This is a genomic window from Flavobacterium subsaxonicum WB 4.1-42 = DSM 21790 (assembly GCF_000422725.1).
GTDB classification, from domain to species: domain Bacteria; phylum Bacteroidota; class Bacteroidia; order Flavobacteriales; family Flavobacteriaceae; genus Flavobacterium; species Flavobacterium subsaxonicum.
In genome coordinates, this window is the sequence record NZ_KE383911.1 from 72314 (window position 1) to 85271 (window position 12958).

Annotated in this window: 13 protein-coding genes; 4 read left to right on the forward strand and 9 right to left on the reverse strand. The window is 41.4% G+C overall.

Annotation, left to right across the window (positions count from 1 at the left end):
- Positions 1–49: 49 nt before the first annotated feature.
- The 9 genes from G509_RS0118700 to G509_RS0118740 all read right to left on the reverse strand — a co-directional run bounded on the left by G509_RS0118700 (position 50) and on the right by G509_RS0118740 (position 9006).
- Positions 50–1666, reverse strand: a complete 1617-nt coding sequence (locus G509_RS0118700; protein WP_026992938.1) for a CTP synthase — start codon at positions 1664–1666, stop codon at positions 50–52.
- 359 nt (positions 1667–2025) lie between these two features.
- A complete protein-coding gene (locus G509_RS23880; protein ID WP_117590886.1) occupies positions 2026–2193 on the reverse strand; it encodes a type II toxin-antitoxin system RelE/ParE family toxin in 168 nt (55 codons plus the stop codon).
- Positions 2186–2434, reverse strand: coding sequence for a hypothetical protein (locus G509_RS0118710; RefSeq protein ID WP_026992939.1), 249 nt, complete (start codon positions 2432–2434; stop codon positions 2186–2188). The genes G509_RS23880 and G509_RS0118710 overlap by 8 nt, the downstream gene beginning before the upstream one ends.
- Positions 2435–2496: 62 nt before the next feature.
- Positions 2497–2730, reverse strand: a complete 234-nt coding sequence (locus tag G509_RS0118715; RefSeq protein ID WP_026992940.1) for a DUF3820 family protein — start codon at positions 2728–2730, stop codon at positions 2497–2499.
- Positions 2731–2956: 226 nt separating this feature from the next.
- Positions 2957–3355: an OsmC family protein gene (locus tag G509_RS0118720; protein WP_026992941.1), complete on the reverse strand. Its 399-nt coding sequence runs from the start codon at positions 3353–3355 to the stop codon at positions 2957–2959.
- Between the two features lie 3 nt (positions 3356–3358).
- Entirely contained in the window at positions 3359–5275 is a 1917-nt protein-coding gene (locus G509_RS0118725; protein WP_026992942.1) for a LysM peptidoglycan-binding domain-containing protein, read from the reverse strand.
- Between the two features lie 100 nt (positions 5276–5375).
- Positions 5376–5714, reverse strand: a complete 339-nt coding sequence (locus tag G509_RS0118730; RefSeq protein WP_131450733.1) for a LysM peptidoglycan-binding domain-containing protein — start codon at positions 5712–5714, stop codon at positions 5376–5378.
- A gap of 396 nt (positions 5715–6110) precedes the next feature.
- Positions 6111–8054: a S9 family peptidase gene (locus tag G509_RS0118735; RefSeq protein WP_051200373.1), complete on the reverse strand. Its 1944-nt coding sequence runs from the start codon at positions 8052–8054 to the stop codon at positions 6111–6113.
- A 208-nt stretch (positions 8055–8262) separates the two neighbouring features.
- Complete coding sequence (locus tag G509_RS0118740; RefSeq protein WP_026992945.1) at positions 8263–9006, reverse strand: RDD family protein; 744 nt, start codon at positions 9004–9006, stop codon at positions 8263–8265.
- A 21-nt stretch (positions 9007–9027) separates the two neighbouring features.
- Here G509_RS0118740 and G509_RS0118745 point away from each other — a divergent pair, with 21 nt between their 5' ends.
- The 4 genes from G509_RS0118745 to G509_RS0118760 are packed head-to-tail and all read left to right on the forward strand — an operon-like array spanning position 9028 to position 12924.
- Complete coding sequence (locus G509_RS0118745; RefSeq protein WP_035739343.1) at positions 9028–10014, forward strand: stage II sporulation protein M; 987 nt, start codon at positions 9028–9030, stop codon at positions 10012–10014.
- Positions 9998–10918: a hypothetical protein gene (locus G509_RS0118750; RefSeq protein WP_026992947.1), complete on the forward strand. Its 921-nt coding sequence runs from the start codon at positions 9998–10000 to the stop codon at positions 10916–10918. Before G509_RS0118745 ends, G509_RS0118750 begins: the two co-directional genes overlap by 17 nt.
- Entirely contained in the window at positions 10911–11735 is an 825-nt protein-coding gene (locus G509_RS22525; RefSeq protein WP_051200374.1) for a DUF4129 domain-containing protein, read from the forward strand. Before G509_RS0118750 ends, G509_RS22525 begins: the two co-directional genes overlap by 8 nt.
- A gap of 1 nt (position 11736) precedes the next feature.
- On the forward strand, positions 11737–12924 hold the full coding sequence (locus G509_RS0118760) for a DUF4350 domain-containing protein (protein ID WP_026992948.1): 1188 nt from the start codon (positions 11737–11739) through the stop codon (positions 12922–12924).
- Positions 12925–12958 lie beyond the last annotated feature (34 nt).

Genomic DNA, 12958 nt, shown 5'->3' on the forward strand with positions numbered 1-12958 from the left:
GATTCACTTTATGCGTTCCGGCATCTGCCAAAACTTATGCGCTTAGCGCTTATTTACTTTTTTTTGCTACTGCAGCTTTAACAAAGCTTACAAATAGCGGGTGCGGGTTAGCAACCGTACTTTTATATTCTGGGTGGTATTGTACCCCGATAAAGAATGGGTGACTGTTTATTTCTATAATTTCTACAAGGCCGGTATCAGGGTTTACACCTGTAGTGCTAAGGCCTGCATTTTGAAGCTCTTTAAGGTAAGCGCCGTTAAACTCGTAACGGTGACGGTGACGCTCTAAAATATCAGTTTGCCCGTTGTATATTTTGCTTGCAAGGCTACCATCTGTAAGTGTACATTTCCAGGCACCAAGGCGCATTGTACCACCTTTGTCTGTAATTGTTTTTTGCTCTTCCATGATGTTGATAACCGGGTATGCCGTGTGCTCGTTCATCTCGGTAGAGTTAGCCTCTTTCCAGCCTAACACGTTTCTTGAAAACTCTATAACCGCCATTTGCATACCTAAACAAATACCAAAGAATGGGATGTTGTTTTCTCTTGCAAAACGAACCGTTTCTATTTTACCCTCAATACCCCTTTCGCCAAAGCCCGGTGCTACAAGTATACCATCAAGGCCTGAAAGTTTCTCGGCAGCGTTTTCTTTGTCGATATATTCTGAGTGTACACTTATTACGTTTACTTTAGTTTCGTTTGCCGAACCTGCATGTATAAACGCCTCTAATATTGATTTGTATGAATCCTGAAGCTCTACATATTTACCCACAAGGCCAATATTTACGGTATGCTTAGGATTTTTAAGCCTGAAAAGGAACTGGTTCCATTGTTTAAGATCCGGAGTGTTCTTTTCTGGTAAGTCTAATTTTTTAAGCGATATTTTATCTAAACCTTCTTCTAACATAAGGTTAGGAACATCGTAAATTGTAGAGGCATCGATAGATTGTATAACCGACTCTCTGGTTACGTTGCAAAACAACGCAAGCTTGTGCCTAAGGTCAGACGATAGTTCGTGCTCTGTACGGCAAACAAGTATATCGGCTTTAATACCGCTCTCCATTAATGTTTTAACAGAGTGTTGCGTTGGCTTGGTTTTAAGCTCGCCCGCAGCTGCAAGGTAAGGCACTAAAGTAAGGTGAATTACAAGGCTGTTGTTCTCGCCCAGATCCCACACTAACTGGCGAACCGACTCAATGTAAGGAAGTGATTCGATATCACCTACGGTACCACCAATTTCAGTAATTACAATATCATAATCGCCCGAGTTGCCAAGGTGCTGCATGCGCTCCTTGATCTCGTTGGTTATGTGAGGTACAACCTGAACGGTCTTACCTAAAAATTCGCCTCTTCTTTCTTTTTCTATAACCGACAGGTAAACCCTTCCGGTGGTAACATTGTTGGCCTGGCTTGTAGGCACATTTAAAAAACGCTCGTAGTGGCCAAGATCCAAATCGGTTTCGGCACCATCATCGGTAACATAACATTCTCCGTGTTCGTACGGGTTTAGCGTACCCGGGTCTACGTTAATGTACGGGTCAAATTTTTGGATTGTTGTCCTGTATCCCCTTGCCTGCAATAGTTTTGCCAGCGAAGCTGCAATAATTCCCTTACCAAGGGAAGATGTAACACCTCCGGTAACAAAAATATACTTTGTCTGATTCATTGTAATTCCTCCTGTTGTTGTGTTGTTGTTGTAAAAAACGCTGCAAAAGTACGAAAATTAATTGATTGCAAAAGCAATTTACCAATGTAACGATTTGTTAATGCAACGATATGGTAGTTAGTCAATTATTATACCACTGGCAGCCTAAAATTTACTTTAGCATATTTGCTGACACATCGTCAGAAGTAGCCTACATAAAATAACGCAGGTATAATTCAATAATGGCAGTGCTTAAAACAAGCAATCACATTTTAGAAGGATTTTGTCTTGTATCAAACACCCTTAGCACATTAACGATTTCATCCTCGAAAGTATAAAGTACTTTATAATTTCTAATAATAATTCTGCGGACATTAATTCTATATTCCTCGATTTGAAACTGTGCTGTGAACCATACTTTCTGCCGAATTAATTATATCATTAATTATGCGTGCAGCTGCATCAGGAGATTTCTCAAAATAATATTCATAGATAGCGTCAATATCATTTTCAGCCTCTAATGTCCAGAATACATTAGGGCTATTCATTTATTCGATACTTATCTTTTAATTGCTGAGACGTTTTTAAACGCCCTGCTTTAATATCATCAAAACCTTTTTCAATTTCTGAAATATATTGTGATTTTGTCAATGACTTACCTGTAGTTGTGTAAGCGACTATATCGTCGATAGATTCATTTTTAATGCTTAGAATTTGTCTGATTTTCACATCATCTTCTAAATGCATTAGCCAGTCTAATAATTCTAATTTTAATGCAGGATTATCCATATCGATTGTATATAATGTAAAATTACAAATAATAACGTAAACAAAATAAATTCATTGCTATATTACCTCGGCTTAGGGTACTGCTTTTTAATATTCTTTATTAAAATTTCGAGTCCGTTAAGCTTTAGTTCATACACCTGTTGCAGCATAAGCCCCAGTTCTCCTTTTGGGAAACCTTTGTTGTTGTACCAAACAACGTAATATTCCGGAAGGTCGATAAGATAGTAGCCTTCGTACTTGCCAAAGGGCATTTTGCTATGGGCAAGCTTTATAAGAAACTGGTGTTGGGCATCCAAAAGATAGGTGGTATTAGCGGGAATAAAAAAACCCCTGTGTTAGCAGGGGCAAAAATAGCACATTGTTATAAATGGGGCTTATAAAATGGTGACTATTCAACTACAATCGAATATTTACATTGCAAATTTGCACAAAATTATAACCAAAAAAAATACCCATTAATGGGTATTTTTTAGATATTTATTCAAAATTTGAATTTTATTCTTTTCAATCAGGATGTTTTATTTACCAATTGAATACCACGTCTTTAACCATATCCGGATGCAGGCTTTGGTGTACAGGGCACGTTAACGCTACACGCTCCAGTATAGTACGTGATTTTTCGTCAGCATCGCTTTTCATGCTAAACACTACTTTTATACCCGATATTTTTCTTGGTTCGGCCTGCATGGTTTTGGTAACCTCAGCTACAGACCCGTCAAGGCTAACACCCATATCACGGGCTTTAATACCCATAACGGTAAGCATGCAGCTTGCCAGTGCGTTGGCAACGGTATCGGTTGGAGAAAACGCTTCGCCTTTGCCGTTGTTATCTATTGGTGCATCGGATATTATCTCGCTGCCCGATGCTATATGTATTGATGATGTGCGAAGATCGCCCAGGTATGTTACTTTAGATGTCATGTGTTATTGTGCTTGTATTACGTTAAAGTCAGTGTCGTATTGCATAATGTACACGCCCGTGTTATAGTTACCACCGTTTTGTGCCGTGTATATAAACCTGTTCTGCACTTGCTCTGATGCTTTTGTACCCAAAACCGTAACAAGGTCTTCGGGTTGAAAAAGGCGCAGTATGGCATCAAAAGTAACATCAAAACCACGTGTTGCGTAGGTAGACGGCGAGTAACCGTTCTTTTCCCTGAATACTTTTGCGAATAATAGGGTTTGCGGAGTTTCGTCGTCGCGCATAAAGGCCGGGTACAACATTTTAAGCTTGATAAGCCTTGCCAGCGGCACCTCATCATGGTCTAACTTGTCAGTCTTATCCATTACAGCAAGCTGAATGTTATAGGTTGCCTGAATTTCTTCCAGCAGCTTTGTAGTACCTGCAATGGTAGTAATGCCCTCGGCATCTAAAAGCACGTAGTTAGGTTTATCTTTACTAAGCAGTGCCTTAATATTATCTGTAGTAATACCACCCTCTACAAAACGCGCTTCAGGAAAATTAGCCTTTATAAATTCTTTAGAGCTGGCCTTTTTAGCATCTACAATAGCCACCACATTGCCGCCTTTACTGCGCAGGTATTTTATAAGTGCCAGGCGCATGCTTTCGTCTGTTGGTATGGACTGGTACAGGTTTTTATAAGGTTTGCTGGCGTCTTTTGCCAGTGGCGATATTACCGGAATTGCCGGGAACATAGCCGCTGCCGACTCTGCATGGGCCTGGAAAAACGGACCAATAATTACATCGGCACCTGAGATACTACCTTTTAAAGAAGACAGGTCAGACGATTTAGACGTTTCTTTAGAATCTACTATTTTTACCTTTAACGGAAGGCCCATTGCCTTAGCCGAATCTATTGCCACAAGGGCACCGGCATAAAAATCTAACGTAAGGTTGATGAATTTATCGGTACGCAGCAGTTTAGAACGCACCGTATCGCTCTCAACCCTGTACAGGTTAAAGGGCAACAGCAGGGCAAGCTCTTTTTGCTCTCCTTTTTTAATGGTAGCTGCCAGGCCTGTTATAGAACCCATAGTTGCAGGCAGTGCCACCGGGGTTGGCGCGTTGGTAGGCAATTTAAGCACCATACCTTCTTTAAGCCCGTCTTTAGCATCGGGGTTAAGGGCAACAATTTGCTCTTCGGTAAGGCCGGTGGCTTTACCAAGGCTGTAAAACGTTTCTTTAGGCTGAACGGTATAATCTGTATACGCTTGTTTTGCAGGCACAGGAACCACTGCAGGGGCTTCTACCTCGGCAATAATGGCATCTTTAGCCAGCTTAAGCTTAAAGCCTAACGGCAGGGTATCTTTAACCTCTGGGTTAAGCTCTTCCAGCAATTGCAGCGACATACCAAATTTTTTGGCAATGCTGTATTTGGTTTCGCCGGCCTCTACAACATGAAAAAAGTACGATGGCTCGTTTTTCTTAGCCTGTTGTTTTTCGGCCACTTTAGCCTGGGCTTCTACACCGCTGCCTTTAATAGGTATAACCAGTTGCTGACCCATTTTTAGGCCGTCCTTAAGTGCATCGGCATTAGCCTTTTCAAGATCGGGTACGGTAATATTGTATTTTTTGGCAATGCTGTAAAGGGTTTCTTTAGCAGCCACCTCGTGTACCTGGTTGGCCACTTTTGTAGGCTGCTCTTTTGCAGGCTCTGCAACAGGTTTGGTCTTGCCATCCGGTATAAGCAGTATGGTATCAGTCTTTAAGCCGTTTTTGGCATCGGGGTTAAGGCGGTAAACATCGTACGGGGTAATTTTGTATTTTTTAGCAATGCTTGCCACAGTCTCGCCCTTTTCTACCTTATGTTTGGTATAATCCTGCGCGTAGGCAGACACAGAGCAAATAAGCGAAAAAAATAATACTACCAGATATTTCATACGTATGTTTTTAAACAATTAAGCCGCTGCAAAGTTAGTTTTTACAGCGGCTTAATTGCTAATTTTAAATACATAATTTTAAGTTAAAACACGTAAAACCTTACCTGTTTTTACCTAAGACACCCTGTGTAAGTTGTTTAGAGTTAGCAGCAACACTGCTGTTTTTTGCTTTAGGCTTTACGTCCAGCTTTTTATCTACCGGTATTTGCAGTACCATATTATAGCTAATGCCCTCTATTGCATCGGGATTATGCTTGTAAATATCGGGTGGCGTAATAAGGTATTTTTTGCAGATAAGCATTACTGTTTCGCCCTGCTCTACCCTATGTGCAACTAAATTTTGAGATTCTTCCTGCGCATTGTCTTTATCAGATTGGGCAACGGCAGTAAACATTGTAATAATTAACAATAATCCGGTAAGTAAAGTTCTCTTCATCATGATTCGTTTTGGCCTTTAATTGATTAATAGTGTGGATTATAAATTTAAAATTTAATAATCTGTTATGTTAATCAAATTTTGACTTTAACACTTTTAACTGCCTGATTTTTAATATTATCATGGTAAATCTTACTAAAAAACGAGTTATTAAAAGTTATCAACATGTTAAGAGATGGTTTGGGAAATATTTTCTTACGAAATTAAAATTTTACCTGATTTTCAATTTGGAGATATTGTTATAAAACTGACTACTTAATAGTGGTTTTCCTATTAATAGATTGAAAAAACGTCGGATTTAACCAATAAGTGAATATTTTATGTAAAAAATGAATACCCACAAAATACAAAAAAGGCTACATCGATGTAGCCTTTTGTAATATATTAAAAATAAGATATTTACTTAAGGAGGTATTCCTTCACAAAATTAGTCACTGCATAGAACATAAAATCCTGATTGTTCTTTTTCCTGAAACCGTGGCCCTCGTCATTAGCCATCAGGTACCACACTACTCCGTTGTTAGCCTGTATCTTACCTACCATCTGCTCAGCTTCGGTATAGGGCACACGCGGGTCGTTCTTGCCCTGAATGATAAACATGGGCCTGGTAATTTTCTGGGCATTATTTAGTGGGGCAGTCTTTTCGAAGAAAGCCGCCATCTTAGCATCGCGCTCATCGCCATACTCTACCCTGCGCAAATCGCGGCGGTAGCTCTCGGTATTTTTAAGAAAGGTATTAAAGTTACTAATACCCACTATATCAACGCTACAGCGAATTTTATCATTAAAATGAAATGCCCCAGCCAGCGTCATGTAACCGCCATAGCTACCGCCCATTAGCATAATGCGCGATGCATCTAAACCCGGTTGCTTGCCTATCCAGTCTATTAGTGCGCCAAGGTCTTTAACGCTGTCTTCGCGCTTAAAGCCATTATCCAGGTCGGTAAAGGTTTTGCCGTAGCCAACGCTTCCGCGCACGTTAGGATAGATCAGATCGATACCCAATTCGTTCAGATAATAATTGTAACGACTTAAGAATGTGGGGCGTGACTGCCCTTCCGGCCCGCCGTGTATCATTATAATAACAGGTCTTGGCCCGGTAAACTTTTTATTGGCTTTGTATAAAAACCCTGATATCTCCAGGCCGTCAAAGCTCTTCCACTTAATAAGTTCGGGCTCGCCTATGCCATCCAGGTTCATGTCGCCAAGTTCACTTTCCGTCCATCGTGTAAGCTGTTTGGTCTGGATATTATAATCATAAACATCAGAACTTGAAGTAGATGTACCAAATGCCAACCCAAGGGTAACACCATCATTGTGCCATTCAAGATCGGTTATAACACCTGTAGGCAATGCCGTAACAGGCTCGTATTTTTTAGTGTTAAGATCCTGAATGTAAAGCTTAGAGGCACCGGCTTCGTTAGTTATAAAGGCAGCCTTTTTACCTTCTTTAGTAATTTTATAATTATCTATATCCCAATTAATTGTAGTAACAAGGTGTGTTATTTTACCGGTGGCAACATCAGCAATAGCGGGCTTTACAAACTCGCTGCCCACGTTAGTGCCAAGGTAAATGCCCTTATTATCAGGGGTAAACTGCAGGCCCGAGTAAATAGCACGTTCCTGTTTTTTAGGTAAGAATTTAGTGAGCTTGCCTGTTACCATATCGTATATATAGGTATGTATCTCGTTAACCGACACATAGTTACTAAGCAGCACCAACTTCTCGTCATCACTCCAGTCGGCAATATCCCAGCCACCGCCGGCAACATCCAACAGTTTCATATCTCCTTCAGGATGAAGCGGATCCATAATATAGACATCACGGTCGGCGCCATTCCTGCGGGTGCTGGTGTAAAGTATTTTAGTGCCCGATTTATTCCATACTACGTTGCCATTCTGCGACTTAGGTGCACCGGCCAGTAATGTGCTTTTGCCCGTGCTGTAGTCAAAACGGTAAAGGCCTGCAAATTCATCGCCGCCTTTATCTTTGGTGAACAGGAAATAACTTCCCGTAACCGGCTGATAACTAACACCTGATGGTGCTTCATCAAAAAAAGTGAGCTGCTTGCGGTCGCCACGCGGCATTTTTACCTGGTGAATTTGGGTAGTATTACCAAAGCGGGTTTCTATAAGTAGCTCTTTCTTAGCAGGATGCCACGCCGAAAGGTAGGCACCACGGGCATCGGTATAGGGTTTAACGGCCTGGGCAATGCTTACAGGTATAGGAGGCAGCTTAGCCACAAGGTTGTCAGCTACGGGGATATCCTGCGCGAGTGCAGTTGCGGCTGTTATAAGTGCTGTAAAACAATACAGTAAGGGTAATGTAATTTTATCTTTCATATCGTGGAGGTTTGATAATCAAAGATATAATTATTTTAAGTACGAATTTCAAATTATGAATTACGAAAAGTAAGAACCCAATTTAAGCACAAAAAGCAAACACTAAAATGTAAATTTTGAAAGTGTCAATTTTGGAATTTGAATTAGAAATTTTGCTCTTTTACCCCTTAATATTTCACTTTTAGACTTCGAGATTCGCTACTTTGGCCTACATATTTCGGGTGTAGTAATTGTAATCTTCCAAAACGGTATCTACAAAAGCCATGGCATTTTTGCTAACCGATTTTATACCCGTAACCGTCTCGATTTTTACCTGCAGTTTTTCCATCATTTCAAAATCTGCCGATTTGTAACTGTTGTCAAACGTTTCTTTAATGATACGCACATCATTATCGCTAAGTTTAATTACCAGCGGGTACACCGGCACGTAATTATTAGCCACCTCGCGCAAAATTGTATGGTTAATGGTAATATCATTTTTAAGTGATATTACTGCCGTGCCAGCTGCCATATCGCCCAGGCGCTGCGTTTTTTTGCTCGTCATTAGGGTTATAAGGCCAATAACGCCCATTATGCTGGTTACCTCTACCATCCTGAAGAGCCAGCGCACCAGGTAATCGCCAAAGCCGGCCTGGTAGCCGTCTATCTTTATAACCTTGGTTTTCATAATGCGTTTGCCAATGGTTTGCCCTTCCAGCAGGCTTTCTAAAAACAAGGTGTAGAACATTACGGGCAGCATAAAAAAGCCATACACGGCATTTTGCGACCACCCATCAAGGCCATCTATTACATCTTCGAAACCGGTAAGCGGAAACACTATGGCAAACAACACCACCATATAGGCTATCCACACCAGCAAATCAAGCAGATAGGCCAATATGCGCTCGCCTACCGAGGCCGTATTAAAATTAATATTCACATTTTGTGTAGTAGTTATAGATAGTTGTGACATATTTTATATTTTAGCTTACTTATGAGAGAAGTTGCATTTATTAAACAAAATAAAGAAAAATGGCTTGAATTTGAGCAGGCTATTTTTGGTAAAGCTAAGAAAAATCCGGATGAGCTGGCAAGCCTGTACATTCATTTGGTTAACGATTTGTCGTATGCCCAAACGTATTACCCTAAAAGCAAAGCCGTTACCTACTTAAACCACCTTGCAGCTTTAACCTATCAAAAAATATATAAAACAAAGCGCGAAGATACCAACAGGCTGGTTTACTTCTTTAAAACCGAGGTTCCGCTTATTGTTTACCAAAACAGGCGCTACATTTTTTACGCCTTTTTGCTGTTTTTTGTGTTTACTGCCATTGGCGTGCTCTCTGCAATGAACGATGAAAACTTCGTTCGCCTTATTTTAGGCGACGAATATGTTAATAAAACCCTCGAATTTATAGACCAGGGCAACCCCGTAGCCATTTACAAAAGCGGCAGCAACTGGGGCAGCGCCTTTGGCATTACCCTAAACAATTTAAGGGTGGGCGCCTTCTCTTTTATAATGGGCATATTTGGCGGCCTGGGCACTGCCTGGGTACTAATGCAAAATGCTATTATGCTGGGGGCCTTTCAGTACTTTTTTTACGAACAGGGCGAAGGCGTTTTCTGGAAAAGCGTTCGCGGTATTTGGATACACGGCTCTATGGAAATTTTTGCCATGATTATAGAGGCCGGCGCAGGGCTTATTTTTGGCGCGGCAATACTCTTCCCAAAAACCTACTCCAGGGTAGAGTCTTTAAAAATGGGATTAAAGAACGGACTCAAAATATGGTTCAGCACCATGCCCTTTACCATAGCGGCCGGTTTGCTGGAGGGTTTTATTACCCGCTACTCGCCAGATATGCCCATTGCTCTTAACCTGTTTATTATATTAGCAACACTTGGCGCCATATCATGGTACTACCTTATATACCCGTTTAGGGTTAACAAAAAATTAAAGCAGTTACATGTTCCAGCTCTATAAACAACGCAACTTTAACGCGCTTATAAACGACACCTTTGTGTTTTTAAAAGCGGGCGGCAAAAACTATTTTAGCACCTACCTAACGGTAATTGGCCCGCTTGTGCTATTAATAATGGTACTGCTGTTTGTAGTGGGCAGGGTATTTTTTGAGAGCATGTTTAGCGGGTTTGGGTCGCCCGAGGCCGCCCAAATGCTACAGGACTATTTTAGCAACAACGTTGGCCTGTTTATAGGCGGTGGCTTTTTGGCACTGCTGCTGGTTATAATGCTAAGCCTCTTAAACTTTAGCTTCCCGGTACTGTACCTGTCGCTTTTAGAGCATGTAGAAAAGCCAACATCGCAAATGCTGCTAAGCCGGATAAAGGCCAGTGCAGGGCGCATTATTGTGTTTACGCTACTTTCGCTCATTACCTTTTTACCCCTGTTTGTTATACTTGGGGTAATAAGCTTTTTTTTGCTTATTACCATAATTGGCATACCGGTATCGGTAGGTATAATGGCAGCGGTAATCTGTTGGTTCTTTTTAAGCTTTTACGACTACCTTACCGCTAAGGCAGGTTATTTTACAGCCATGCAAAACGGCTTTAAAATGTTGTTTAGCAACTTTTGGCCACATATGGGCACCACCGCTATATTCTGGCTCCTTAGCTTTGCCATACAAATGATCATCAGCCTTATAACATCTACTATATCATCAGTATTTTTTACCGTAAGCAATGGGCCGGATATGTCCGGCAATATTGTTATTACCGTGGTGTTGTTTGTACTGTCTATTGCCATAAGCTACTTTTTTAGCAACATTTTAATGCTGGCGCACGGCATGATTTATTACAGCTGTAAAGAACAAACAGAGAACAAAACGTTGTACAGTGAAATTGACCAAATAGGAACCGACAGTGAATAAATTTATACTCTATATAGCCCTGCTATGCTGTCCGCTCTTTGTAACGGCACAGCAGGATGCCGACACTATTGTTGCTGATACTACGTATACCAGCGATACCGTTACCGGCGAAGACGCGGAAACCTATACCGAAGACCCGCCTAAAATGGCCGTTAAAAAAATGGCACTGCCACAAACAGCCGCCGTTGCACCTGTGGTAAAAGCACGTACGTTTGATGCCAGGTTTAAAGAAAAGTACGATGGTAACGAATATAAGTACCAGGTTAAAGCAGCTACCAAAACCTGGTGGGACCGCTTTTTAGAATGGCTGGGCAACATACTGGATGCTATTTTTGGCGGAAGCGGCAAGAAATCGGATTCTAACTGGACTGGGTTGATAATAAGGATACTTGCCATTGCCATTATTGGTTTTGTGGTATACTTAATTGCGCGCGCTGTACTTAATAAAGAAGGCATGTGGATTTTTGGCCGCTCGCGCGGTAATATTGGCAGCCAGGATGCCGATGCAGAGAACATACACGAGATGGACTTTAGCAGCCTGATCGACCAGACCAAGGCCAATGCCGATTATAAGCTTGCCGTGCGCTACTATTACCTGTGGCTGCTTAAAAAGCTGTCTAACAGGGAAATTATAGACTGGCATTGGGATAAAACCAATACCGATTATTTATACGAAATTAAAGATACGCTGTTGAGAAACGATTTTGAGTACCTGTCTTACGTGTACGACCATAGCTGGTATGGCGATTTTCCGGTAGACGAAAAGAATTTTGCCAAGGCCGAAAGGGCGTTTAAAAAAACCATAAATACGCTATAAGATGAACAGGAAACTCACAATTTATATCGTACTGGTGGCTGTTGTAATAGGCCTTATCCTGTTTATAGACTCTATGCGCCCAAAACCCATCGACTGGTCGCCCACCTATGGCGCTAAAGATAAAATTCCGTTAGGGCTGTATATTTTTAATGAGGAAGCCCCTAACCTGTTTACGGGCGACAGCGTAGTAAAATTTAGCACCACGCCCTACCAGTATTTTGATACCCGTTACGATTATGATAACAGCAAGTACAAAATAAAAGGCTCGTTTATAACCATAGATGAGTCCGATGACATGGACGAAGAATCGGTTAAGGAGCTGCTTAATTTTGTCGATTATGGCAACACGGTGCTGCTAAGCATGAAAACTTTTCCGGGCAAACTTTTAGACACCCTTAATATTAGCATTGCCGGCGCCGATTTTGTGGCCGACTCGCTGCAAATAAGCCTGCAAAACAATCCGTCTAAACGCTACTGGTATAACGAGGGCATTGGCCTTAATTATTTTGACAGTATTGCGGTTAACGATACTATTAAGGTGCTGGGCTATCAGGAATCCCTTAAAAGCAAACACGCTAACTTTATAGAGGTTAAGTTTGGCGGTGGCCACATTTTGCTGCACACCCAGCCTGCTGTTTTTAGTAACTTCCACCTGCTTAAGGCAAATCATTACAACTATACGCAAGATCTGGTTTCGTATCTGCCAAAAGGCAATGTGTACTGGCAAAACGGGCGCAACAACCAGGGGGTATCGCAATCGCCTCTGCGCTATATACTATCAGAGCCTGCCCTTAAATGGGCGTTATGGTTAGGTTTGATAGGCCTGGTGGTATTCATCTTTTTTAATGCCAGGAGAAAGCAGCGCATCATTCCGGAAATTGCCCCCGTGCGCAACACCACGGTAGATTTTGCCAAAACCATTGGCAATCTGTATTTTATGGAGGGCAACCACCACACCATTATCGAAAAGAAAATTATCTATTTCCTGGAAAAAGTGCGTACCGAGTACCTTATAGATACCTACGCTCTCGACGATAATTTTATAGAAAAACTGCATTTAAAAACAGGCAAGCCTGTAACCGATATACAAACAACAGTTAGTTTAATTAAAAAACACCGCCACGCATTCCAGAGTACGGAAGCAGAAGTGGCAGCCATTAACAACGCCATCGAAAAATTAAGGTTATGATAGAATTTGAAAAAACAAACCCGGAAGAACAGCC

Excerpts from the sequence above, each read along its gene's own strand:
- G509_RS0118700 (WP_026992938.1), bottom strand. The coding sequence starts at position 1,666 with ATGAATCAGACAAAGTATATTTTTGTTACCGGAGGTGTTACATCTTCC.
- G509_RS23880 (WP_117590886.1), bottom strand. The coding sequence starts at position 2,193 with ATGAATAGCCCTAATGTATTCTGGACATTAGAGGCTGAAAATGATATT.
- G509_RS0118710 (WP_026992939.1), bottom strand. The coding sequence starts at position 2,434 with ATGGATAATCCTGCATTAAAATTAGAATTATTAGACTGGCTAATGCAT.
- G509_RS0118720 (WP_026992941.1), bottom strand. The coding sequence starts at position 3,355 with ATGACATCTAAAGTAACATACCTGGGCGATCTTCGCACATCATCAATA.
- G509_RS0118725 (WP_026992942.1), bottom strand. The coding sequence starts at position 5,275 with ATGAAATATCTGGTAGTATTATTTTTTTCGCTTATTTGCTCTGTGTCT.
- G509_RS0118730 (WP_131450733.1), bottom strand. The coding sequence starts at position 5,714 with ATGATGAAGAGAACTTTACTTACCGGATTATTGTTAATTATTACAATG.
- G509_RS0118735 (WP_051200373.1), bottom strand. The coding sequence starts at position 8,054 with ATGAAAGATAAAATTACATTACCCTTACTGTATTGTTTTACAGCACTT.
- G509_RS0118740 (WP_026992945.1), bottom strand. The coding sequence starts at position 9,006 with ATGTCACAACTATCTATAACTACTACACAAAATGTGAATATTAATTTT.
- G509_RS0118745 (WP_035739343.1), top strand. The coding sequence starts at position 9,028 with ATGAGAGAAGTTGCATTTATTAAACAAAATAAAGAAAAATGGCTTGAA.
- G509_RS0118750 (WP_026992947.1), top strand. The coding sequence starts at position 9,998 with ATGTTCCAGCTCTATAAACAACGCAACTTTAACGCGCTTATAAACGAC.
- G509_RS0118760 (WP_026992948.1), top strand. The coding sequence starts at position 11,737 with ATGAACAGGAAACTCACAATTTATATCGTACTGGTGGCTGTTGTAATA.